Below are 24,468 nucleotides of genomic sequence, written 5' to 3'. Positions count from 1 at the left end.
CGAAATTGGATCTGGAGTGTGGATTGCACGGAGACGCCATCCGTGTGGTAGCGGCATCAGACTTCGGTCTGTTGGCATGTGACCCAACCCCTAGGGGTTAGCTAAGCAAGCGCTGCGACTACCATCCCGCATATCTTCTTCAGTCAAGGGCGCCAAATCTGGCGCCTTTGGCGTTTCTGGGATTTGAAAATCCTCAATCATCCCGACAGCTTTCCCGTTCGGCGTACGGTTGCGATAAGCCGTCACCACGCTGTAATAGAGCTGGTCATCGCCGATAGGCCAAGCTGCTAATACTGCACACCCTTTGCGACCCCGGAGCACGATCAGTCGCTCGTTCCCCTTCATCGAGTCAAACTCACAAACGATGTTTGTGCCATGCACGATGATGTCGGACACAAAACGCGGTACGTCATAGACCGTTGGGTAGCCCCACTTTACCAGGTCATGGCCACGCTCTTGCCAGATGTGGCGTACACCGAAGCCTTTGTGGGGCCCGATGTGCTTGCCCGCCCTGAGGTAGATATCCCCGCCAGGCTGTTGCAATAACTGGCTGGTGACCTTCACCAATCCCCAGGATTCCAGGCCTGTGGAGGGGTGAGCAATATTGAAATCTTCGTGATGGTCGAACTCGACCGGTATCGCCTGAGGCGGCGGCGCCTTGAAACGTGACATGCCAGCAATCCTTAACTACCTGATGGCTCCATTCTCACGTCACCACTGGCCGTGTCAGAACCGCACTTTCCCATTTTACAGAATTTAGTGATGCCGATGGTCATTGGGTTTCTGCGGCGAGTACTCTGGATGGAGACGCTGAGTAGGGGTGATCCCTAGAATCGTGCAGGTGGCTCGACGACTCAAGGGGGGGGATACCTCAGAGGTCGCCGAGCACTGCTAACACGATAGCCATTAAGGCTTAGGTACTTTGCGGGCTGATTCGCAAGCCTCCATCGTCGAGTCGAGTATGAATTGGCATGGAGACTTGTTCAGCATGTTGGCCGCTTTGTTGACCTTGCTGGTCTGGTTGACCCCAAAGGTAACCAAAATGGGTTTGCCAGCGATGGCGGGTGGAGCGGATTTGCGGCTCATTTATTTTTCCCCTGTTCCAAAACCTGTTCCGCTTTCTGCAAAGTCGCCTGCTTAATGAGCTTGTTCACGGAAATACGTTTGCCGGTGCATCGCTCCATCAAATCAAGTTGGCGGTTTACCGAATCGGCTTCCTCCTGGGTGAGTGACAGGCGTTGCTGGCGCTTCATCGTGTATTGCTCTGAGTATTCACCGGCAGCGGGGGCAGGCGCTGCTGCCTGTTGTGCTGCAGGATCTGCAGCGATGTGGGGGTTGAATGTCGTCATTCGTGAAGTCCTGTAGTGGGCTTGGCCCAGTTTTTTGCTGAATGGGTGAGCCAGTCCATGGGGGGCTTGGCTCAGCTGCCCTGCCGGTGCGGCGAGACGTTTGCGGCGTGGGCTCGACATCGGCGGGTGAGGCAACCATAATCGCTGCTCATGGGTTTGTCACCTGTTTTAAAAAGTAGACGTAAAGAGGTGCGTAAACGTGTCTGAGAACAAAGTCAAAAAGGCAATCAGCGTCCGATTCGATCCAGTGGAGTACGCGAATTACTCGGCTATGGTCGAAAATGCGGGGGTAGCCGTGAGCGACAGCCTTCGCTACCTGGTGACGGAAAAGCTGCAGCAAGCGGAAGAGGCCGACATGAAGAAATTTCATATCAGCTTCGATTTTCGATGGAAGGAGCGTGACGTTGCTTTTCCTGAGCACATCGGGAATATGCTGGTGACGGTAACCCCTCCCCGCGAGCTATCGGACGATTTCTTACAGCGGCTCATTTTTGTCATCCCAGAGTTTTGGGATGACTCAGGGTCGGGATTGAAGGAGATGTTCCGTATCGACTCAGCCTATTTCCACAGAGTCACGGCAGAGCCCCACCATAGAACGAGCGCCAAGGCCTCAAGAAATGTCCTGAGCTTCCATCTCCTCAAAAGCCGATGGAGATCTGCCATATTCGACTATGGCAGCGGGTACAAAGCAGAGGAGCTAGAAGATCGAATTCGCTCAGCGGTTACGTCTCACTTTACCCAGACTATCCGGCTTTACCTCATCGATCATCTTCCAGCGTCTCGGGTACTGCCAGAGGAGCTGTTCAACGAGATGATGAGTTTTCGCGACGAAAGCACCCTCGATCAGATTATGGCTTTAGGGTAGATGTCGTTTGGTGTCGCGAGAAGACGTCCCTGGCCAGCGGGGGGTGTGTACCCCTGCCAAGGATGCATCGAGTCTCTCTGGTGTATTGAGCGCCCCTGCGGGAGGCTGCGTGTGGCCGCCACTAATCTATAGAACGCCGGCTCCAGCTGATTTCAGCTGTTACGCCGCCGGGTATCAATCTTGTGGTGTAGCGGCTGGAGAATTGCATTCCACTTGGCCGCCCGTTTGCATTGCCACTGACCAGTCGTTTGCATTCGACGTGACCAGGCGTTTGCACGAGACTTGACCGGCGAACTGCATGCCCTCGTCCGGCTGGAGTCGACCCAAAGCCGACTCTGGCCAAAGTAGATATGCGGTCGGCGTAATGTCCTATTCGGACGCATCGGCAGCAGGTACAAAATAGCCCAAACGCTTTGATCTTCGGTTTGGGCGATTTTATGGAGGCGATCGAACAACATCGGTGTCAGTGGTTTCTAATATGAAACTATACAAACTCAGGCGGTTTTTTGCACCCATTGCGCCACCAGCCGATCTAACAAGACCGGAGAGTTGCTAATAAATAATTTGAGCCAGTGTGTGCGTTCATCACTTGGTAATATTCTTGACGAATTCAGAACGGCTCTGCGAGCCTTTCCGCCAAGATTATAAACAGTCGCTTTATGATTTCGTACCCAAGCTACATTTTTGTTAGTGATTGCAGCCTGAGCCTGGTTTTCAATGTTCGGCCCATTGAAAATAAACGCGTGTAGTGCCGGCGATTTCAATAAGATGAGGTTTTGGGCAATGTACCATTCGAGCCAAAAACGGCATATCTGGCTATCGACAGAGGATTTTTCGATTATTTCTTCAATGACGGACAGGAATTGCTTCGCAAAATAATCGTCTGTAACTTCATGCAGATATAGTACGACGTCGTTTATGACGGGTGCGAAGAAATCAAAGTTTGAGAAGATCACGGTGGCAATATTTGCCTGCTTGTTGCGGCGAGCGGATCTGATAATGCTTCTTGCAAGGCCTAAGTCAAGGTGCTCATAAGTAATGATTTTTTCTATCGCTGCCAATAATTGAATCTCTAATATTAAATCTTCGTCTTCTATTTCTATTTCTACCTCTTCCATTTCGTTAGTATATGAGTTGAAGATCTCCAGAGTTTCAAGGAGCTGAACCTTCTCTTCGGCATAGTGATTGTGTAGGTGTTTTTCAATGAACTCTTTGGAGTTCATTAAAAATGTCTTCTCAGAAGACACTGTTAGGCGGTGATTTTCATATAAATACAATGTAAGGCATTCAAGTACACTGGATAGCTGCCTAGTCGAATTTGAAAAAATTCGTATATCATCGACGTACCGTGTATGGTGCACTCCTTGATCTTTCAAGAAACGATCAATGTCTATAAATATCGCCTCGGCCATTATGATGCTAGCAGCGGGGCCAACCGGGATTCCCTGAGAAGACTTACTGTTTTGTGTTGAAAGAAAAGTCTCTATGTCATCACCAAGAGGTTTTAGCGCGGAGTCAGCGATCTCGATCGCGTTATTCAGACGGTGAAGATAAATCTGATTGTAAAAATCAGTGATGTCGGTAATTAGCACGGTACTGTACTGTTCAGCGAGTTCTTCAGTTTTTTGGGTGAAATTTGCCCATCCTGATCCTGCCCCAAAAAAATTTCCGTCTGAAATTTGAAGGCGGTACGAGCAAGCAATATTTTCTTCGCTGGGTATGCGTGCTTTTTCGACCGCCTCTGTGACCTCGCAAGCCAAGGCGGTGTAAATCACGGAGTCGATGGGTTCAAGCTGATGAACGATTCGAAAACCACCCTTAGGTTTTGCTATGGTCATGGCTCGTGGTTGGGTTACCCACAATTTAGCAATGTTCTTTGCCATCAGCTCTTTTTTCACGTCCTCCCAGTGATACCAGAGGGCCTCGTACTCGATTGGCTTAGGAAAGAAATCTGAGTCGTAGTACTTGCTTATGTGTTCGCGTGCAAAGTCAAGCGATTTTTCGCTAAGTATTGCCATAATTTATGCCTTCCATTGAAGTATTGAGGTTTTCCGTTAACTCCCAAAATTGTGCCTAGATTTGTCGGTAAGCCATAACATTATTTTTCCGGCCGCCGCCAGTACTAACTGTCCGCTCTTGGCCCAGGCTGTGTAAAAACGTTTTTGAGCGCGTCAGGTACTCCAAACCGGACTGGAAATCGCGTTTCTACGCGAAGTCCACATCTGCAGACTTGCCGATAAGTTTCAGATTTAACGTAGACGCGCGCACTTCAATTTTGGCGAAGCGTTTTTACACACTCTGGGCCGATTGCTGTCTATCGCGATCGGCTGAAAACGACCCAGAGCACGACATCTAGCATCAGGCGGAGCCGCGCCTTGCCATGGATTCCAATGAAGAGATCGGCGACCATAGTCCAGTCCTCATCCGAGAGTTCGTAACGCTTAGCCATTACAGAATTCCTTTCCGTAGATAGCCGAGAACCCGACAGAATTTAAGCTTCCTAAGGAAGCCATGGCGTTTCTCGGGATTTCGTACAGAGCCTAGGCATCCCAGAAGCCTACCCGGCAGAACAGTCAAAACGAAGTTTTTCCAGTAGGGCGATGTCTTTTTGATATCATGGGTGGGCCGCTCAGACGTAGGTATCTTGGCGCAAGCAATGGGCCCGTGAGGCTTTGAGATTTCGGATTCGGAGAGAAGGGATGCTTGATATCAACAAAATGGCAAATGCGGAAATTTTATTGTCGCATGCTAAGTTTTATCAAAGGCCACGTAGTTTCAAAAACATTTTGGAAAATGGTCAACGTGTCGAGTTACTGAACGTACTTTCTTGGCTTTCCTTCGTTCATGGTCAAGAAAGAACTTTTCGGCAATGGGCGCTTGCAGCACTCTGTAAGTCTGAGGCTCAGCGCAAGCAATATGCAAATCTCTGTATTTTTTCACGACTTCAGTGCTGGCGGCTTTGGAGTGTTATTTTTAGCGAATGGGATGGAAGTGCCAGCATTCATGGGCATCGCCCTGTACGCGAGATACTTCATGAAGCATTTACGCTGCTTAACGATCGAGGAGATGACACTAAGGACAACACTTTACATGCTTTGATTAAGGCATATGCGAGCAACAGTCGGGATAATAGAGTATCAAAGTTAAGACGCGCTCAGCACATATTCCTTGGGTCAGATTCTCTTGCACCTTACATCAAGGTTTTTGAAAAAAATCTTGGCGTACCCTTGAAGATGTATGTCAACGTTATCTATCATCTCATAGATTACTGGCATAACTTGGGTTCTAGCAGACAATCGCCGCCAAGCATTAACGAATGGGCTATTTCCGCTGAGTGGCTCAGCAATCGTACCAATACCTCCGTTGATCAGATAAAGTCTATCCTGAAGGAAATTTCCTTCTCTGCTGATCAGGGGCGAGCCTTTGCAGAATCCACTATTGATCAACCGAACGAGTTCTTGCTGTACCGAGAAACCCCTCTATTTGAAATTAGTGATGGGCGCTATGTTCCTGTTGAAGGAAAGCTTTTAGAGGAACTACTTTTCGAAAACCTCCTCTATCGAATTCACAAGGCAAATGGCGAGGAACGTGAGTTTCTATCGCTCTTCGGCTTTGAGTTCGAGAAATACGCTCAGGAATATGCATTTACCTTCATGAAAAACCTGCCACAATATGAGGTCATTGAAGAGTTTGTGTTTGGAGACAAGAAAAATAAGATTTTATCCCCCGACGTTATTATCTCAGTTCCAGGCAAGTCAGCCTTGGCTGTTTTTGAGATGAAATCAGCAAGGCCACTCTATAACAGCCTTTCCACAGAAAACAACCAAGAGGCCGTAGACAAAAGCGTTGACAAGCTGTACGTAACACCTTTAAAGCAAGCATTCAAGGCCGTGCAAAATATTTTGAAGCACGAAGCTCACCCGTCGTTTAACGCCGACTCACGCTATACCATTGTGAGTGTTACCATGAATAATTACCCGATGAACTTTATGGAATTCAACGTCGAGGATGGTCATGGCAATAATCTTGCCCCTGGACTGCACTCTTTTGACATTGAGACTTTCGAAGTCTTAATGCACGCTTCACGTTATTCAGGGCAACACAACATTCTTGATATGCTTTTAGAATGCTATAGAAGGCGCTACGAAATGTCCGCCAAAACAGTTATCAAGCGTCTAATTGATCAAATGTACAAGCAAGGATTTCGAACGGACAACGTCTACAATAAAATCCAGAACGAAGCCCTTGAAAGACACCGTTCATACTTCCAAGGCTTCGCACTGTGAGGGAGAGTCACCCACGGTTGCCTTGGATTGTATAGGCGGCGGGCCCTGCAAAAACTAGAGACGAAACCCCGGGCCGGACGCATGCACCATCAGATCTATGAGCAATTCTATGTTTGTGTAAGCGTCCGCTTCTGGCCCAGAGTGTGTAAAAACGTATTCGATCAGCAGCATCGTAAGGCGCGGGGTCAAACCACGTTCTGTGTAGATGCCCGACAGACCGAAAACCATCGAACGATGGGGTCGTCTAAAACCAGTGCTCGTTCATTTTCGAAAGAAACTCTGGGTTAACCGGCGCGCTGGATGCTGAGCCGATGACCGCGTCAATCCCACACTTCGGACACAAAGCGGTGGTATCCAGATCGACCCACTCTGTGATTTCTGCGGACGAAAACACACTTAAGCAGTAAAAACAGCCACAACGATCACTTGCTTCAATTTGGGCTCGGTGATTTTTACAAAATCGGTGCGCTGAAATTACATCCATGGGTAAGCCCTTCAACTTCAAATTCAGTAGCATATCGTGCTTACGTCAGAGTACGTGAAGACCCGGCTAACGTTGCTATGATTACCCAAAGTGTTAACGCAGGATTGCCCATGAAACGTTTCATTCAAGGTGAGCATCGCGGACAAAGCACTTTGCTTCCCGAAAGCCTTGACGACTACGTCAGTGACACAAATCCGGTGCGAGTAGTCGACGTTTTCGTCGACGAACTCGACCTGGTCAATCTACGTTTTGAAGGCGTCATTCCAGCTGATACCGGCCGACCTGCTTACCACCCCGCAATCTTGCTGAAGATCTACATCTACGGCTATCTCAACCGCATTCAATCGAGCCGGCGTCTTGAACGAGAAGCCCAACGCAACGTCGAGTTGATGTGGCTGACAGGGCGTTTGATGCCCGATTTCAAGACCATCGCCAACTTCCGAAAAGACAACAGCAAGGCCATCCGAGGCGTCTGCCGCCATTTCGTGGTGCTGTGCCAGCAGTTGGGACTGTTCGGAGAAAATCTGGTTGCCATTGACGGCAGTAAATTCAAGGCCGTCAACAACCGCGACCGCAATTTCACCAGCGCCAAGCTGAAGCGGCGGATGGAAGAAATTGAATCGAGTATCAATCGGTACCTGAATGCGCTCGACGAAGCCGATCGGCAAGAACCCTCGATTGCTCAGCCCACGGCTGCTCGTCTGCAAGAGAAAATCGACAAGCTCAAAGCTCAGATGAAAGAGTTACGGGTCATTGAAACTCAGCTCAACGAATCGTCGGATAAACAGGTCTCACTGACCGATCCAGACGCCCGCTCCATGATGACTCGCGGCACGGGCATCGTCGGTTACAACGTGCAGACAGCGGTCGATACCCAGCACCATTTGATCGTTGCGCATGAGGTGACCAACGTCGGTTACGACCGCGACCAACTCAGCTCGATGGCCAAGCAGGCCCGCGAGGCGATGGCGTCAGAAACGCTGTCGGTAGTGGCTGACCGAGGTTACTTCAAAAGCGAAGAAATCTTGGCTTGTCACGATGCAGGAATCACTGCCTATGTGCCTAAGCCGATGACCTCTGGAGCCAAGGCAGACGGGCGCTTTAATAACGATGCCTTCATCTATGACGCGGCAAAAAACGAATACATTTGCCCGGCTGGAGAAACACTGATCTGGCGCTATACCAACGTTGAAAAAGGCCTGACGTTGCACCGTTACTGGAGTTCGAAATGCCGGGGCTGCGTAATGAAACCGCAGTGCACACCGAGCACGGAACGACGGGTTCGGCGCTGGGAGCATGAAGCCGTACTGGAGGAAATGCAGAATAGGCTGAGCAACGCGCCGGAAATGATGCGGATCCGAAAACGAACGGTTGAGCATCCCTTCGGGACGCTCAAGCAATGGATGGGCGCGACGCACTTCCTGACCCGAAAGCTTAACGGGGTGAGTGCAGAGATGAGCCTGAATGTGCTCGCCTACAACCTGAAACGGGTGATGAAAATCATCGGCACCACTGGCTTGATGAAAGCGTTAACGGCGTAAAAACCGGTCTTTTTTACCCCATCCGAAGGACCTTAAGAGGCTACTGAGCCGTTTTAACTGTTCTTGAAAACGTCGTGGCCTTGATCAGTTTGCAAAACCCGAGCACGGTCTCCTGGCGTCGCTATAGAAAACCCGATTTAGCGTTTTTACACACCCTGGGCCGATCAGAGTCGGCAAGCGGCCTGGTCAAATCCGACGCAAACGACTGGTCAAGTCGAATGCAAATGGGTGGTCAAGTCCATGCAATTACTCGGCGGCTACAGTTGGATGCCAATAGGGGATCTGTGAGGCCCCTGGCTTATCCAAGACAATCGCCACGCTTTGCTCGGCCCGTGTGACCGCCACATAAAAATCGGCTGCGGATAGGGGCAAGAGATACTCTCCTTTGCTGATGAACTTGCCGATAGGTTCGGTTGGATAAATCAGCACGCGGTTGAAGGTCTGTCCTTTGGATACCCCGAAGTTCATGTAGTTGAGGTCGAACTCCGTACCCGAGCGAATGCTGTTGCGCAGGCACTGGGGTTGGAATGTCTCAACGTAATGACGGACATGAGTCTTTCTCACGAGGAAAACGCCGTCGTGGGGTGTGATCGCGTGGTTCTGTGAGGTCGTTTCCGGAAACTCCCAGATTGCCTCGAAGATGGTGTCGGAAAAGGTAGCTATTGTCTGGCAGCACCTCCACGTGACAGAGCTGTAGTTGATTTCCAGGCGGCCTGCTTTCTGCTGTTTTCTGAACCATGCAATGGATTTCGAGTAGGCAAAGGCCTTCTTCATTTGACCACGAGGATTGGTGGACAAGACTGCCTGCCGGACGTCCCCGACGAGCCGTATCTCAATGCGCGTGCCGAACAGCACCTCCAGGATGTCCCAGTCGTAACCTGAAAGATCCTGAACCTCGTCGATGAGTATTTCGTCGTAAAGGCATTCGAGGCGTTGAATCAAGGCCCCGCCGCTTTGGCCAATCAGTTGGTGGGCCAAGCGTGCTAATTCCTTCGCATACACACTGTCCGACGAATCGAAAAATCGATTCTCACCGCTGGCATATCGTCCTGGATCACCTTCGAAGTTGAAGCCCCTGCAGCGCTTGCCGGGGAATGCGAATGGGACGAAGGGTTTGACGAAATGACGCAGCAAAAAGCTGAACCAGCCAGAGACTTCCAAGCCGGGTCGGTCGCCGGCATACCGCCTTACGCGCTCGCGCAACTCGATCTGATTGGCCTGGGCGAAGGTGATGAGCAGAACTTTGCGATCGGCTGCTAATGCTTTGCAATGTTCCACCAGGCCTTGAGTCTTGCGAGCGCCCGCAACTGCCAGGGTCAGGTAGTTTTTAGCCATGAATGAACGCCGCAGCCGCAGCCATATATGGTGGCGGTGTGACCGTCTCCTTGGATTTGGCGATTAGAAGTGCTGCTTCCGTTTTCTCTCTCGACATCCATTTCTCAAGGCTGGCCCTATCAGTGGCCCCAAGAATCTTGCGCAGAGACTCTTCGCTGTTGCACGCCCTCAATTGTGGTTCCAATGTCCTGCCCGCTTCCTTTGCACCAATAAAGAGTTCGCGCTTTCCTGTTTCGAGCAGTTCGCTAACAGTTTCCTTAAGGGTTTCTGGGGCTTCCCCGTCGTTGTCTCGAAGCACTGCAACTGGGCGATCGATGGCAGTACACAGTTCCAGGCAGCGCTTCAATGTCAGTCCGTGCATGCTCATCACATCAATCCCCAGCTCCATCGGGTGCTTACCGTAGAGGTCTTTGAAGAAGCGCTCAAACAAGATCTCGTCCGAGGGGCCTTCCACCAGCACGAGCTTGTGAGCCAGTACCATACGCAACGTGTCGAAGCCTGGCAGCTTTTGGAAATAGCCGACGGTGTCCGGATCAAGCGTCTCGATGTGAGATGCCTTGCCGCGATGCAGGAGGAGCAAGGAGCTCAGGCCGAGCCGATTTAGCACATAGGCACTGTGAGTGGAGATGAACAGCTGACGCTCGCCTGCAGCTTCCTCGATGCGCGACAGCAGCGTGGTCAAGCTCGTATGCGACAGATGGTTTTCTGGCTCTTCGATCATCACGATGCTGGTGTGCTCGGACAGGCGCTGCATGGCCAGCGAAATCTTAATCGAAGCTTGCTGCCCTTGGCCTGCCAGCGCGAAGGGCACATGATCCACATGTGGTGTAACCGACCCCTCCCAGGAGGATTGAGCGCTTTGATCCATGGCCAAGGCCATTACCTGGTTATCCAGTGGCGCTCGAATATCCTTCAGGCGTTTGTTCACGTCTCCCAACGAGTTAGAGGTCATGGACTCTTTGATCTCGCGGTAATGCTGGGAGATCTTGGCTTTCTCGCCAGGCTCCAAGTGGTCGCTGAGGATTTGTCGCAGGTGATAGTCAATGCCAGAGGTCGAGCGGACAGTACGGGAATCGATAGTCGCAACGGCGAGCTGCCGGGGGCGCCGAGTCAGTACCTCATCCCCAAAGGTACGCCATTCAATCTTGTAGTACTCAACGGGTATCAGCGCGCTGGGTTTGATACGCCATTGAGTCAGCTCCTCATCATACTCAGGGTTGGGGATGACCTTGAACGAGATACCAGGGCAGGCATTCGTCTTCCTTTCGCTGTTGATCGCTCCGCAGAGAAACTGCAACTCTGGCCGATTTTCTAGAAATAGCTCAATCAGGATCTCGGGCAGGGCTGGGCTATCATCCCAAGCGCAATCCTCTAGAAATTGATTAACCAGCTCTTTGTTGAACCAGTAGGGGTTCAATTCCTCCTGAGCAGAGCGGCCACCGATTCGTCCGTTTAGTGCGAGACCAATCGCTTCCATCAGAGTCGACTTCCCCGCGTCGTTACCGCCCACAAGGATGTTCAGATCCTTGTTGGGCAGCAGCGTGAAGTCGCCGTAGATCCGATAGCCCTGGATTTTGATCTTCGTGATCATCTGCTGTCCTTAGGTGCTGGGTGGAGGACTGGAAGTTACGGTGTTTTAATTTCGGATCTCTAATCTTCCCATGCGCTGTGCATGAGGTTAAAACCAGTGTAAAGCAACGTTATAAAAGTTGAACGTCCCCGACACTCAGCCCTAGTGCCTAGACTGGTTTTGAAGACGCTGATATCGAGGATCGTTCATCAAGGCCGGCTCGCTATCACTGATGCGTTTCAGGCACGCTCGAAGCTCTTCAAACACCCAGCGGTTATCGTCGATTATCGAGCTGAGAAGCTTCAACGCGGCAGCAGGGAAGCGCTCACAGAATGTCGATTCTTTCAGAGTCGATACTATGAAAAAGGGATGCTCCAACGGGCCAAGCCAATCCTCGACCATTTCCACGGCAGAAGGAAATCTTCCTCCGGCAGCGAGCGCTAATCGAGCCAGTGATTCGGCAATCCCCACGGTTTTCCGATTTCGATCCTTAGGCCAAATTTCCTGCCAAAATGGCACAATCCGATTGTCCCAGTATTCTTCACGCTGATCTGCAGCCCCCTCAAGAGCTTGGGGGAGAGCTTGGGCTGCCTCATCAAGCCCCTCAGGCGGCAATGCACGGAGGGCGGTTCGTAGCTCGTCGACTGAGTAACCTTCGATCGGGCCTATGGCTGCAAAGGTGAAGAAGTTGGCAAATTGCTGGCTATGCTCACCGAGCTCATTATAGTGCTGCGTGGTTTGTAAGAGCTCCGTTTTGAATGCTTTCAGCAGAGGGGCATAGAGCCGAGGAGACCACAGAAACCCCTCCCAGGCGCCCTTGGCCTCGACTGGGTCTTGATCCCAATTCAGAAGAGAAAGCAGCTGGCGGGTCGTCCATTCCCTGTCCACGCGAAAGAGCGCGATCAGGTGCGATGCGAGGATGATTCGCGCATAGCGATAGTGCGGTATGCTGGTGTCAGCAAGAGTGGTGAAAAAGTCAGCAAACAGCGGTGACAGTTTGCCGCCATCGTGCAGAGGCTGTTTGAACCATCTGCTCACAAGTGCTTGGGTGACCATTCCAATGGGGTGGTTGATGGCCTCTGTCACAGGACGGGCAATGGAGTCATCGTCCTGCAAGAGGGCGTCAGCATCTTGTGGCAAAACCATCAATCGGCGGCACAGTGTGAACAGCACGTCCTCGGTCGTAATGGCGTGATCAGATACGGCTTCTAGCCAAGCCGATACGCTATACGTAAGCTGGGCCAAGGCGCGATCAGGCAGCGCCTGAATGATTGGGGCTGCATGAGTCCAGAACCGAATGTTCGACGCCTTGTTGCTCCACACCCGAAAAAATTCACGCCAGCGCTCGACCGGTATAATGTCCTGTCGAACGAGGTCGTTCAGGGCATAGAGGCTGTTCAAGGGGTGCCTGCGGCAGGTATCGCCCCAGTCGTCGCGGTTGATCCCAAACGGATTCTTGGGGGGCGCCTTCAGCCAATCCACCAATTGTGCTCGCTTGGTGGGGGCGATTGTCACGACGATACTGCTCTCAAAATCAGCATCGCCGGTTCCGCTCATCCAGCGCGAGAATTCATCTCTCTGGTTATCGGCAAGCCCCCATGCAGGGTGCGCCCTGGATAATTTGGCTAAGCTTTTTGTCGAAGTTGCATTCAGCCGGAACCCTGAGCTTTCAAGCTTTGCCAGCGTGAGCCACATCATGCGGTCAGCATGCTGTTGCAGGCGCTCAGGCTCGACATCCTCTCTGAATAGCTCGCGTGGCGGGCCTTTCAAGATCGCTTGCTGAAGCTTAGTGGCGGCGACACCACTAAGTTGGCTACCTTGCAGAACCAAAAGGCGTAGCGTCTCTCGCCTGGTGTCTCCTGCCCATAGCCACCAACTCTCGTCAGCAGTCAGCCATGACACCCAAAGCTTAGGAGCGATGCAGGCATTCTGACTGGCGGCAAAGAGAGCCAGACGTTTGAATGTCGGATAGGGAATCTCGAACCACCGCACAGCAATCCGAGTCGCTCTTGCAGGATCATTCGCTCGGATAGCGAGCCAGGCATCGCGCAGGAGCTCGATTAGCGCGACCCAGTCCCGAGCTCGTCGATTTTGATCATGATCCAGGATCGAGGGTAAGTCCCAATTCGAGAGGTCAGAGCGGTCGGTTGCTCCACCCAGAACGCTCAGAAGATTCAGGGCCTCCAGCAAGAGATGCTCGAAATCATCAGTCAAGCCGGGCAGAAACTCTTCTAAGTCCCCGTTGAAAAGCTCTTTGAGTGTTGAGCGAACATCATCTGCTGCCAGGACAAGTTTCCAGTCTACGATGCCCCGGATGGTTTTTGGCGTGCCTGTATCACTCGCATCTTCGTTCCAGCGAAATGGTTTATTCAGCACAAGCTTCGGAGTGAGCAGCTCGCGCAGTTCGAGCTTCATCAACAACGTAAGGCCTTCCAGCTTCAACCGCCCTGCCCACCGGTACAAGTCCAGATCCCGCCAAGGCGACTTCACCCGCCCGCTAAGCACTAATCGCCAGAGAATTTCCATCTCGTGAGATGGTATGCCGTTGGGGGAGTGGGTTTGGATTTCTCTGAGTTCTGAGCTTGATCCGCTGAGCCTGAGAGTGGCCAGCTCACTCAGTCGGTAATCGATCATCGACCGTAGTTCGTCATGCAGGTGCCCACCTTGACTGACGACCCATAAGATCAGCTCTGGGTCGTTCAGGTGTCTGAGCAGCCATCGCGAAAGCTGGAACATCACCTTGTCCCACTTCGTGCTTTCCAAGCCTGCGGAGACAAGCCGCATGTGCGGGGCTAGGGCGTAAGGGGTGGGGCGGGCAATCAGATTGAACAGCAGTTTTGGGTCGGTTTCCTGCCGGGCAATCACGCCAAATCGATTCAGGTCGCTGTGTTTGAATCGAAGCTCTGAGAACGCTGCGTTCAACCATTCGAGGGCAGGTGCTGGATTGAACTCCGCAAATCTTTTTGCGGGAATGCCGGATTTGTCTGAGAGCGCCCAGAGCATTCGGCCTACAAAGTCATCTTCCTTGGTACTGGCGGATGGTCGTGCAAGCGCATTCGCCGAGACCATTCGCTCCTTTCCAGTGGTTCCTTCCCTGTAGGTCTCACTCCATGCGAGTAGGGTGGAGTGCAAGCGATAGTGATCGTTAGTGCCTGGTAAAACTTTGTAGAGTATCGGAGTGACCCCCTTCGCTTCCCACTCGATGGTTTTGAGAGCTTCCTGACCTGGTTCACACTCACCAAAGGCCCATGCTTGTGGTGTGACTTCTCCTAACCTACGGTCGGCAGCCAGCGCGTCCATCATGTACCGCAGTACGGGATCGTTGATGCTGTACCCGATGAAGCAGACGATGTAGTTCCGGAACAACTCGCCAACAAATCGTGCAGCCCACCGCTCGGCCAGGTATGCCAGTCCAAAATCTCCACTGGTAACCACCAGCCGGTTCAACGCGTGTTCGTCTGCTTTTTTGGGTAACAGGCCATGTAGAAACACCAAGCCGTCCCATCGACTGTTTTTCGGAATTGGCAGCATCGGAGCGGTATGGTTCACGTATTTCAGGCGATCGCGCTTGGCTGCTGCCTCGAATATTCGGTCAAAGTTAGTAGTCACCAGCCGGAGCGTTCCAGACCGCGTCCGAGCAAGGTGGAGCAAGGCCGCATGGGTGTCGGTGGCCCCCTTGAGTTTAAGATTGGGTTTCAACGCCTTGAACAAGGCTGCCCTGAGAGTCTTGTGCTGGCCGGTGATCCGTTGCTCCAGTAGGTCGAGCACGGCATCGTATTGCTCCCTCTTGTAGGCTTGCTCCTCGATTTCGTTTCGTGAAGTGCCCGCATTGGTGTAGATCTTGTCCACCAATCCTCTGAATCCTGGCAGCCCAGCAGGATATGAGATTCCTGCGCCGCAAAAAATTACGACTCGTCCTTCCTCATGCGCCTGCAAAAGCTCTTCCGGGACATCTGGCCCATCTGCTAAAAATTGCATTCCGTTGCTCCCAGAGCGTTAGTCGCTGAAACACCTCAGCAGTTGTTGAGCAGAGTATCTAATCGCGAGCGCCCGGTGAGCGCACCGTCTGAATTGGAATAGCCCACATGAGTCTATGGGCCTAGCTCGCGGTTATTCACACGCTGGAGGCAGTCTTCTGCGGTGAGCCAGGATTCAGGAATTTCTGATAGGAAGGGTTCATTACCCTGAAATTCGGTTGGCCCTTCCTCCCGCAATGTCTGCATCTGCGATGCGACGCAATCTGCGAACCATCGGAGTGACTCAAATTGCATTGCTGAGCGCAGAAGGTGAAATTCGCTGATTCGGAAAATGCCCACCGCCTCCGACGGAGCCTTTCCTGATTTCCGGCTATCACAAGCTTGTCGATCAGGACTCATTTTGGGAGCTATCTGAATCGCACTCGTGCCGTCCATGACCATCACCGGGTTTAAATCTCTTTCCTCAAGAAGCTGCTTGAGCACTGCCAGGTCGATGAGAACGCCGCAGGTGTATTTCTCTTGCATGAACAGCACGGCATTGGCAGGTGTCATCGTCACTGTAAAGGACTTCGCTGGCAGCCAAGAGGCATCAGGCGTCAGCCCGAGAAGTAGGGTGCTGTCATTGAGATGGTTGTTTAATGCCTTCACGATAGCTCGGTCGTCACGCGAGACATTCCATCCGCAAATATAGGTCAGTCCTGGCTCTGGTGAACGGAAGTCAACTCCATTCACCTGGGCTTGAACCATGCACTCGTTGAACACGGCTTCATAGCTCAAAACAGGATCAACGGTCTCAATCCGCCGAACGTTAGGTACACCTCGAAAAATAGCGGCACCATCGTTGTCATAAAACTCCCGCAGCAGGCGCAGCTGTTCAAGCTGCCGGCGAACCCTGGCATTGGTGTTTTTCGAGCTTTTGACCTCTATGGGCACCGGATCCGCAGCGCCCATCAGGCAAACATCGCCGTGCCTGATGATATTCGTCAAATCCGACAGGATTGCGGGAACCCCCCAGCGAATTCCTTTACGCATGAGGCGGTATTCCTGCACAAACCCCGCCTTGCCGGTTATGAACCCAGGATCGCTCTTGATCCCGTAATCAGCATCGAAATAGAGGTGTTTCAGGCTATATGAGCTCTGATACGTGCAGGCAATACCATCACCGAAGCATTTCCAGAGAAAGAGGAGTTGATGAAGGTCTTCCGTGCGGGCTTGAGTCTTCGAGATCAAGGCTTTCAGAGCCGAGGAGCACTCTTTGCTTGAGCCTTTTCGCAGCAGAGACAGCATCCGTCCTCGGGCCGATTTCAGCCTTTTGATCCTGTATTCAACCCTGAAAATTTGCCTCAGCAGGAAGCGCTGAAGCCCCAGCAGAGGCACGAGATCGGACGGGTTTTGTCGAATTTTGTCCAACAGTAATGCGGCCATCCCTAACCGCTCTGTCTCTCTGGGGTGCCTCATTTTCATGTCTCTCCATGTTTAGAAAAAAACTAGCTAAGCCCATAGCTGCGGTGCAAGACCCCCAATTCATCGAGGCCTCGGGCAAGCATCTGGTTGTACCCGTTCCTGTCGGAGATGAACGTTGAGAACAAGCTGTGCCCAAGCCACTGCTCGAAGCCATGATCAGCGACGCTCGCTAACGCCATTCCCATTGATCGAACGTCCTCAAAACCCCGGTACTGAGGGCTGTCGATGGAGAGATCGTCATACACGTACTTCGTCGTATCAGTTAACGATCCCCAGCGCTTGAATGATGCGCGCCGGACTTGGCAAGGTACGCATCGCCCGCAGTGCTTGTATCCGAATCGCTGGAACCGCCCGCAGCTGGTGGATGCGACTGCATGCTGCGCGAGCACAGCCTGGTTTTCGCAGTTAACCAGCATTTCCCCCTTGGTCATGAGGGCATAGGGGTTGCTGATCTTGACGTTGATGCCAGCGGCGTCGAAGACCTGCTGCAGCCTGCCAAGATATTCTGGATGGGCTGTTCGCGTGCTCAGGCTGCCGAGCCTTGTGGCGGTGAGCGGCGGGTTAATAGCGATAAACCCGTTTTCGCAGATGTAGAGCGGAACGGTCTCCCCTCGATGATAACGGTCAAGCGATGTCGCGACGGCCAGTCCAAACGCAAGGAATATGATTGACCTCGCTCGCTGGGATGGTTCCTGTGGGCCCGGTGATTTTGTGACGTGATTCAGCCCGATTCTAGATAGCCCGAGGCTGCTAGCGAACCGATCCTGTTTTTCTCCGTCGCCACGGACAATTTGGCTGACGGCATAGGGCTTGATTCCCTGTTCAACTAAATCGATTGACCCGATCAGGCTGTCCAACCCGCCTGAGAGCAGAACCACGGAGTCCTCTTTAGGATGCAACGCTTGCAGCTGTGCCGGTGGCCCAAACCCGCCTGCATGGAATGAGAGCGTCCACTGATCAGTGGTGAGGAAGCGCAACGCACCCTCCAGCGCACGCGCTTGGTTGTTCCAGAGCGCGGGATCTTGTACGGCGATTTCAAGGTCGATCACCCGTGTCCAGCCGTCTGGGCTTTTTGCTCGCAAAGCAGTGAAGTCTGCCGCAACCACAGAGAGTGCGATACTGACGAAATCCCACGCTCGGGGGCTGATCTCAAGGTGTGCTCGTTCGAGCAGCTCTCGGGCATAACCACCTACACTGACTTGTCCTTTTTCTGCTTTGCCGTACACCACAACCTGCATGGCATCACTGATGCCAGGCACTCGAAACCCTGCTGGGCCGCAAAGAAACCTCATTCCACGTACCCCTCAAACACGTCAAAGGTGTCACGCAGTGCCTGCGACACCACTTGGGTAATTCGGCCCGTCGTCAGGCGCGCGCCGGACAAGGCGATCTTGCGAAACGAAGCTGAGACGCACTCTTTGATGTAGTCCTTGATTTCTTTCAGACGGCGCATGGCCAACGTCGCGGACTTGGCTTTTTCCTGGATGGTTTTCCCCAGGTCGAGCTCGTACCGGTGAAACACGTCCATGGCAGTGAAGCGCTCAATCGCAAAAGCGCGTTGATCTGCGGAAAGATTCAGCAGGTCGGCGTCGGGATAGCGCACCAGTACATCGGACAGTGAACCTCGAATCGACGCTCGCTCGGCTTCTGCATCCTGTGTTCCGTCTACGGGACGCACCGCCTCAACGAGCGCATCCATGACCTCGGAGGCAGATCGACCGCTCCAGAGCGCAGGATCCAGAGAGCTTGCCGCTGGTTGATTGCCCTCTGCGACAGCTGCCAGAGCATTGCCGAGAACGCCTGCAACTGCTGCAGTGCCACCGAAGCGAGCTGCCGTTGTCTTGGCGCCGCCATAGCCGTGTCTAACATACTCGCGCAGGCTTTTCCGGAGGCTGTCGCGGTTTCCATTGCTCGCATAATCTCCGAGTCCACGTCGAGCCCCACCGAACCGCCCCGGTGGTGCTATTGGAACTGGATTCTCAGGTACCGGTTTTGGGCCACGGTCGCCCTGATCGCTATCATCTGGTTGACCACCATCCGAATCCGGCTTGTCGTGCGAGTCTGGCATGCCATCCGGTGGGTGATCTCCAGGCTCGTCCTCAGGCGGAACAGGAGGCTCCGGTGGCGCAGGGCGCTGAGGTGGCGCGGGAGGTGGGGGCACCTGAGGCAGCGGCGGTGTCCATGGCGGTATTACCGGAACGCCCTTGCCCGGCCCATCGCTATTTTGTGAGGTTCCCATTTAACTTCCTTATTGCGCCCTTGACGGGCGGGCCGACCTCGGCGCTCATCCAATGGTCATAAACCGATTTTGACCATGCCTCATCGGTCAGTTTTGGCACGATGCTCGCCTGGATCTGGGCAGGGGGACGGTCTTTCAGGAATGCCGCCAGTCGATGCCCTTGCTGTGCATCCAGCCTTGCAACTACCAGCAACGCATCGAGAATGGCAGGCACTCCCCATTCTTGTTCACCGCCAGCCTTATCAAGCAGGCGATCCATCAAAACGTTGATCTCGACCGGTGCTATGGCAGTCAGCCGATCTTTGAGCTGTGGTGCCATCTCGGGCATGTCTAACAGAGCAGTCAGCAGCTCTGCCGCTTCAGAGGACAATCGATCTTCGTCGGTGATAATCGGCGCATGCTCCCGGCTGACGTAGATGGCTCCGCGCAGATCTTTATCAGCCAGTGCAGGTGGTAATGCCAGCCATTCCTTCACAAATGGCTGATCCCAATGTTGGGAGAGATTGAGTGCCTTACCTTTCCTGACATCGGCTTCCCAGTCCCCGAGCATCAGGGGCTTGCCGTTCTTCTCAGCGGCGACATCCTTCATCAACTCTTCATATGCCTTGGGGTTGCCACTACGCTCAAACAGCATGAGTTTGACGAGTACAGCCTCGTCGACGCCCACACCTTGGGCGCGAGAGATGCTCATGCGGATAGCCAGGGCATTGAGGAAACGCTTGATGAGCCTTGGGTTGCCCTGGATTCCGGACGCCGACGTCATCACGGCTGCGAGACGCTCGGCAGTGTCGAATTTGCCGATAAGCTCCGGCGGATAGTCACCGTACAGCCCTTGCATAAAGGCCCTGTCCACCCGGTTACCTTGCCAGGTTGTCCGAAGCTGGCCGCGCACTTTGATCCGAATGTCCTCCAGCACAGCTTTGGGTAGAGCGCTGTTCTCCAGGAAGAGCATCATCATGTACGCCCTGACTTCCTGAGTGCCGAGGGGCGGAACACGAATAGGTACCTGGATCAGTTTGTCGAAGTAGCTGGTCACCAACACATCGTCGGGCACGCCGCTGAAATGCCTACGCACCGCGTGCTTGATCATCTCGTTGTCGGCTGCGATAACGAACGCCGTACTGCGCAGAAACAGGAAGAGCCGAATGGCTTCCAGGGTCGATATCGTGGTCTCAGGTAGGCACCGATCCAGATCGTCGATCAGCACGACCAATGTCACGCCAAGCTCATCCAAGATGGACTCAAAACTGTCTCGCAGCGCCTGGATCTCTTTCGGGGGCGATTTCTTAGGCGGAGCGCTGCGCCACAGTTTCTTGGCCTCGTCTTTCGCCTGCTCGGCAGTGTCATGCACGCCATCAATCGTTTCCTGACCAACCTCTCCCGACCGGAGCCGGTCGACCAAACCGACGATTTCACCGATCAGGCCAGGCGGTGGGGCGCCCGTGGCTAGAGAGAGCGCCGCGCTACCCGCAAGCTTTGCGGCGCGCAACCAATCAACGCGTGCGGCTAGGTCTGTGACCTTCTCAAGACCTTTCTTTCGGGCTTGAGCCTCAGCCTCCAGGCGTGTCGCGATGACATCCATGAGTGCTGCGCGCGCATCGTCGTAGCCCTGGTAGAGCCAGGCGTTGAACTCAACGAATACGAAGTCCTTGGTCGGCTTTTCATCCGAAACCTGTGGATCCTTCAACGAGGCCTGGATGAGTTTGATCATTGAGGACTTGCCCGCTCCCCAAGCGCCGGAGACGCCGATCGAGATAGGCCGGCCATCAGCGGAGTAAATGATCTCCGCTACCGTATCTGCAACACCCGAGAAGTTGAGGAAGTCTTTTTCCGTTTCGTTGTCGACCCACATAGCGATCCTCCCTGAATGTCTTCGGCGTCACCCTGATCACGAATCACCATAGTATCGGATCCAACATGGCTCTGGGCAACTAGCCATCACGCTGATTGTCGGTGTCTTTTATCGGATATTGGTGATGGCGTTTTGACGCGTATGAGGTGAAGCGCTAGGAGCTTGGAGCTCGGAATCGGACTGAATATTGGATGATGATCTTTTCCAATGATCACTTGCGCAGAAATGTGCAAGTAGTTATAATTTACACATACAAAATAGCTCTGAATTGGTTTAGTTTAGCGGTAATGTGCAGATTATCTAGGGGACAAAATTGCTCGGCCTGCCGTACAACACCGCCGCCCTGGCGCTGCTGACCCACATGCTGGCCCAGCAATGCGACCTGATCCCCCACGAGATCATCGTCACCACCGGCGACACCCACGCCTACAGCAACCACATGGAACAGATCCAGACCCAGCTGGCGCGCACGCCGAAGAAGCTGCCGGAACTGGTGATCAAGCGTAAGCCTGCGTCGATCTACGATTACAAGTTCGAAGACTTTGAAATCGTGGGCTATGACGCTGATCCAAGCATCAAGGCCGATGTCGCTATCTAGGGCCTGACGCTGGCCAATGTGGGAGGGGGCTTGCCCCCGATAGCGGTGGATCAGTTAAGTGAAGAGTGACTGACACACCGCCATCGGGGGCAAGCCCCCTCCCACATTTGAACCGTGTTCGCATTGAGTTAATGCCCGTGGCTTCTGCCCACATGTGAAGGCTCGGCCTCGCTGGCGGCAACACCTCCGCTGACCTCCAGCTGCTGCAAAATCCCACAGTGGTCCCCGCCGCCACAGCGTTGACGCAGGTCCAGCAACTGCTCCTGCAACGCCAACAGCCCATCAATCCGCGCTTTCACATGGTGGATATGCTCATCAATCAAGGCATTCACGTTTTCGCACTGGTCCTGGGGGCTGTCCCGTAAGCCGAGCAAACTGCGGATTTCTTCCAGGGTCATGTCGAGGCTGCGGCAGTTGCGTATGAAGATCAGCCGCTCGGTGTGCGCCTGGGTATACACGCGGTAGTTGGCCTCGGTGCGTGCCGGGGGTGGCAGCAGGCCTTCTTTCTCGTAATAACGGATGGTTTCCACCGGGCAGTCGGTCAGTTTGGCCAGTTCGCCGATCTTCATTGCAGCAATCTCCAAATGGGTGCTTGACCCTATAGTGGCTACAGGGTCTTTACTTGGCAACAGGCACCTTTACGGACGCGACAGAATGAGCGACTCCCTCCATACCCCGCACAAACATGACCACGAACATGATCATGGCCCGAAGAAACTCACGCCTGTGCATGACCACGGTCATGGCGGTTCGTGCTGTTCCGGCACGCCCGCGCCTGCACTGGTGCAGTTGAGCGAGGCGCCCACCGCCGGTTCACGCCTGAGCACCTTCCGCATCGAAGCCATGGACTGTCCCACCGAGCAGACGCTGATCCAGAACAAACTGGGCAAGCTGGCCGGTGTGCAGCAGCTGGAATTCAACCTGATCAACCGCATCCTCGGCGTCACCCATGACCTGCCGAGCACCGCGCCGATCATCGATGCGATCAAGTCCCTGGGTATGCAGGCCGACCCGATCGTGGAGGGCACCCCGGCCGCCGAGCCGCCCGCCAAGAAGCATTGGTGGCCGTTGGCGTTGTCCGGTGTGGGGGCGTTGGGCGCAGAAATACTGCATTTCACCAACGCCGCGCCGACCTGGGTCATCGCCATCGTGGCACTGGTGTCGATCCTCAGCGGTGGCCTCACCACCTACAAGAAGGGCTGGATCGCCCTGAAAAACCTCAACCTGAACATCAACGCGCTGATGAGTATCGCGGTCACCGGCGCGATCCTGATTGGCCAGTGGCCGGAAGCGGCGATGGTGATGTTCCTGTTCACCGTGGCCGAGTTGATCGAAGCCAAGTCCCTGGACCGTGCGCGCAATGCCATCAGTGGCTTGATGCAGATGACTCCGGAACAGGCCACGGTTCAGCAGGCTGATGGCAGCTGGGTTGAAACGGAGGTCAAAAGCATTGAACTGGGCGCAATCGTGCGGGTAAAACCCGGCGAGCGTATCGGCCTTGACGGTGAAGTCACCGCCGGCCAATCCACCATCGACCAGGCGCCGATCACCGGTGAAAGCCTGCCGATTGAAAAGACCGTGGGCGATAAAGTCTTCGCCGGCACCATCAACCAGGCCGGTTCCCTGGAGTACAAGGTCACGGCGGCCGCCAACAACTCCACCCTGGCCCGCATCATCCATGCGGTGGAACAGGCTCAGGGCGCACGGGCACCGACCCAGCGTTTTGTCGACAGCTTCTCGAAAATCTACACCCCGGCCGTGTTCCTGTTCGCCCTTGGCTTGGCCGTAATCCCACCGCTGTTCATGGCTGGCGCCTGGTTCGACTGGATCTACCGCGCCTTGGTGCTGCTGGTGGTGGCGTGCCCTTGCGCGTTGGTGATTTCCACCCCGGTGACCATCGTCAGCGGCCTGGCGGCTGCGGCGCGCAAAGGCATCCTGATCAAGGGTGGCGTGTACCTGGAGGGCGGATACAAGCTGGACTACCTGGCGCTGGACAAGACCGGCACCATTACCCACGGCAAGCCGGTGCAAACCGACTACCTGGCGCTCTTCCCGAATGTCGAAGACAGCGCTCCGGCCCTGGCTGCCAGTTTGGCCGGGCGCTCCGACCACCCGGTGTCCTTGGCAATCGCCAACGCTGCTGTGGATAAAAACCTGCCTGTGCACGTTGTGGATAACTTCGAAGCCCTGGCCGGTCGCGGCGTGCGTGGCGATATCAATGGCCAGACCTACCACTTGGGCAACCACCGCCTCGTGGAAGACCTGGGCTTATGCTCGCCGGCGCTGGAGGAAAAACTGTTCGCCCTGGAGAAGCAAGGCAAGTCCGTGGTGCTGTTACTCGACAAGTCCGGCCCGCTGGCACTGTTCGCGGTGGCCGACACGGTCAAGGACAGCAGCCGCGAAGCCATCCAGCAATTGCATGAGCTGGGCATCAAAACCCTGATGCTCACCGGCGACAACACCCATACCGCCCAGGCGATTGCCGCTCAGGTCGGCATTGATCAAGCCCAGGGCGACCTGTTGCCCACCGACAAACTGCACGCCATCGAAACCCTCTACGGCCAAGGCTACCGGGTTGGCATGGTCGGCGACGGCATCAACGACGCTCCGGCCCTGGCGCGCGCCGAGATTGGCTTCGCGATGGCTGCAGCAGGTACCGACACCGCTATCGAGACCGCCGACGTCGCCTTGATGGACGATGATTTGCGCAAGATTCCGGCATTCATTCGTTTGTCGCGGCAAACGTCGAGTATCCTCAAGCAGAACATCACCCTGGCGCTGGTGATCAAGGCGATCTTCCTGGTGGTCACGTTCCTGGGCATGGCTACCATGTGGATGGCGGTGTTCGCCGACATGGGCGTGGCCCTGCTGGTGGTGTTCAATGGCCTGCGCCTGTTGCGCAAATAGA

Annotated in this window: 16 protein-coding genes and 2 pseudogenes; 5 read left to right on the top strand and 13 right to left on the bottom strand. The window is 54.0% G+C overall.

Features of this window, described 5'->3' with window-relative positions:
* Positions 1-90: 90 nt before the first annotated feature.
* The 3 genes from ACHPFG_RS29955 to ACHPFG_RS29945 form a co-directional block, all read right to left on the bottom strand.
* Positions 91-672, bottom strand: a complete 582-nt coding sequence (locus ACHPFG_RS29955) for a hypothetical protein (RefSeq protein ID WP_431701199.1) — start codon at positions 670-672, stop codon at positions 91-93.
* Positions 673-906: 234 nt separating this feature from the next.
* Complete coding sequence (locus ACHPFG_RS29950; protein ID WP_431701198.1) at positions 907-1,086, bottom strand: hypothetical protein; 180 nt, start codon at positions 1,084-1,086, stop codon at positions 907-909.
* Positions 1,083-1,349 (bottom strand): hypothetical protein, encoded by a 267-nt coding sequence (locus tag ACHPFG_RS29945; RefSeq protein WP_431701197.1) that lies wholly within the window; start codon positions 1,347-1,349, stop codon positions 1,083-1,085. Before ACHPFG_RS29945 ends, ACHPFG_RS29950 begins: the two co-directional genes overlap by 4 nt.
* 199 nt (positions 1,350-1,548) lie before the next feature.
* Between ACHPFG_RS29945 and ACHPFG_RS29940 the strand changes: the two genes are divergently transcribed.
* Positions 1,549-2,214 carry a hypothetical protein gene (locus ACHPFG_RS29940; protein ID WP_431701196.1) on the top strand — a complete coding sequence of 222 codons (666 nt, stop codon included), beginning with the start codon at positions 1,549-1,551 and terminating at the stop codon, positions 2,212-2,214.
* Between the two features lie 494 nt (positions 2,215-2,708).
* Here ACHPFG_RS29940 and ACHPFG_RS29935 read toward each other — a convergent pair whose 3' ends face one another.
* Both ACHPFG_RS29935 and ACHPFG_RS29930 read right to left on the bottom strand, forming a co-directional pair.
* Positions 2,709-4,232 (bottom strand): RNA-directed DNA polymerase, encoded by a 1,524-nt coding sequence (locus tag ACHPFG_RS29935; RefSeq protein ID WP_431701195.1) that lies wholly within the window; start codon positions 4,230-4,232, stop codon positions 2,709-2,711.
* A gap of 308 nt (positions 4,233-4,540) precedes the next feature.
* A pseudogene (locus tag ACHPFG_RS29930) lies at positions 4,541-4,663 on the bottom strand (IS5/IS1182 family transposase); the annotation flags it as partial.
* Between the two features lie 250 nt (positions 4,664-4,913).
* Here ACHPFG_RS29930 and ACHPFG_RS29925 point away from each other — a divergent pair.
* Both ACHPFG_RS29925 and ACHPFG_RS29920 read left to right on the top strand, forming a co-directional pair.
* Positions 4,914-6,500 carry a hypothetical protein gene (locus ACHPFG_RS29925; RefSeq protein ID WP_431701194.1) on the top strand — a complete coding sequence of 529 codons (1,587 nt, stop codon included), beginning with the start codon at positions 4,914-4,916 and terminating at the stop codon, positions 6,498-6,500.
* A gap of 594 nt (positions 6,501-7,094) precedes the next feature.
* A complete protein-coding gene (locus ACHPFG_RS29920) occupies positions 7,095-8,525 on the top strand; it encodes an IS1182 family transposase (RefSeq protein ID WP_431700200.1) in 1,431 nt (476 codons plus the stop codon).
* Between the two features lie 246 nt (positions 8,526-8,771).
* Here ACHPFG_RS29920 and ACHPFG_RS29915 read toward each other — a convergent pair whose 3' ends face one another.
* The 7 genes from ACHPFG_RS29915 to ACHPFG_RS29885 form a co-directional block, all read right to left on the bottom strand.
* Positions 8,772-9,860, bottom strand: coding sequence for a UvrD-helicase domain-containing protein (locus tag ACHPFG_RS29915; protein ID WP_431701193.1), 1,089 nt, complete (start codon positions 9,858-9,860; stop codon positions 8,772-8,774).
* Positions 9,853-11,451, bottom strand: coding sequence for an ATP-dependent nuclease (locus ACHPFG_RS29910; protein ID WP_431701192.1), 1,599 nt, complete (start codon positions 11,449-11,451; stop codon positions 9,853-9,855). Before ACHPFG_RS29910 ends, ACHPFG_RS29915 begins: the two co-directional genes overlap by 8 nt.
* Before the next feature lie 141 nt (positions 11,452-11,592).
* Positions 11,593-15,408 (bottom strand): anti-phage defense-associated sirtuin Dsr1, encoded by a 3,816-nt coding sequence (gene dsr1, locus ACHPFG_RS29905; RefSeq protein ID WP_431701191.1) that lies wholly within the window; start codon positions 15,406-15,408, stop codon positions 11,593-11,595.
* A gap of 113 nt (positions 15,409-15,521) precedes the next feature.
* Positions 15,522-16,832, bottom strand: a complete 1,311-nt coding sequence (locus ACHPFG_RS29900; RefSeq protein WP_431701190.1) for a hypothetical protein — start codon at positions 16,830-16,832, stop codon at positions 15,522-15,524.
* 62 nt (positions 16,833-16,894) lie between these two features.
* Positions 16,895-18,163 (bottom strand): Qat anti-phage system QueC-like protein QatC, encoded by a 1,269-nt coding sequence (gene qatC, locus ACHPFG_RS29895; RefSeq protein ID WP_431701189.1) that lies wholly within the window; start codon positions 18,161-18,163, stop codon positions 16,895-16,897.
* Positions 18,160-18,939 carry a Qat anti-phage system associated protein QatB gene (qatB, locus tag ACHPFG_RS29890; protein WP_431701188.1) on the bottom strand — a complete coding sequence of 260 codons (780 nt, stop codon included), beginning with the start codon at positions 18,937-18,939 and terminating at the stop codon, positions 18,160-18,162. The genes qatC and qatB overlap by 4 nt, the downstream gene beginning before the upstream one ends.
* A gap of 151 nt (positions 18,940-19,090) precedes the next feature.
* The gene (locus tag ACHPFG_RS29885) at positions 19,091-20,962 is read right to left on the bottom strand and encodes a KAP family P-loop NTPase fold protein (protein WP_431701187.1); all 1,872 of its coding nucleotides are present in this window, start codon (positions 20,960-20,962) and stop codon (positions 19,091-19,093) included.
* A gap of 316 nt (positions 20,963-21,278) precedes the next feature.
* On the opposite strand from ACHPFG_RS29885, the pseudogene thyA reads away from it, so the two are divergent.
* Positions 21,279-21,560, top strand: a pseudogene (gene thyA, locus ACHPFG_RS29880) (thymidylate synthase); the annotation flags it as partial.
* 128 nt (positions 21,561-21,688) lie between these two features.
* Here the strand turns inward: thyA and cadR are convergent.
* Positions 21,689-22,129 (bottom strand): Cd(II)/Pb(II)-responsive transcriptional regulator, encoded by a 441-nt coding sequence (gene cadR / locus ACHPFG_RS29875; RefSeq protein ID WP_131697539.1) that lies wholly within the window; start codon positions 22,127-22,129, stop codon positions 21,689-21,691.
* A gap of 85 nt (positions 22,130-22,214) precedes the next feature.
* Between cadR and ACHPFG_RS29870 the strand changes: the two genes are divergently transcribed.
* Positions 22,215-24,467 (top strand): heavy metal translocating P-type ATPase, encoded by a 2,253-nt coding sequence (locus ACHPFG_RS29870; RefSeq protein WP_431701186.1) that lies wholly within the window; start codon positions 22,215-22,217, stop codon positions 24,465-24,467.
* Position 24,468 lies beyond the last annotated feature (1 nt).

Source organism: Pseudomonas sp. BR20, assembly GCF_050780135.1.
In the GTDB taxonomy this organism is placed as follows: Bacteria; Pseudomonadota; Gammaproteobacteria; order Pseudomonadales; family Pseudomonadaceae; genus Aquipseudomonas.
This window is presented reverse-complemented; position numbering and strand designations above follow the sequence as displayed.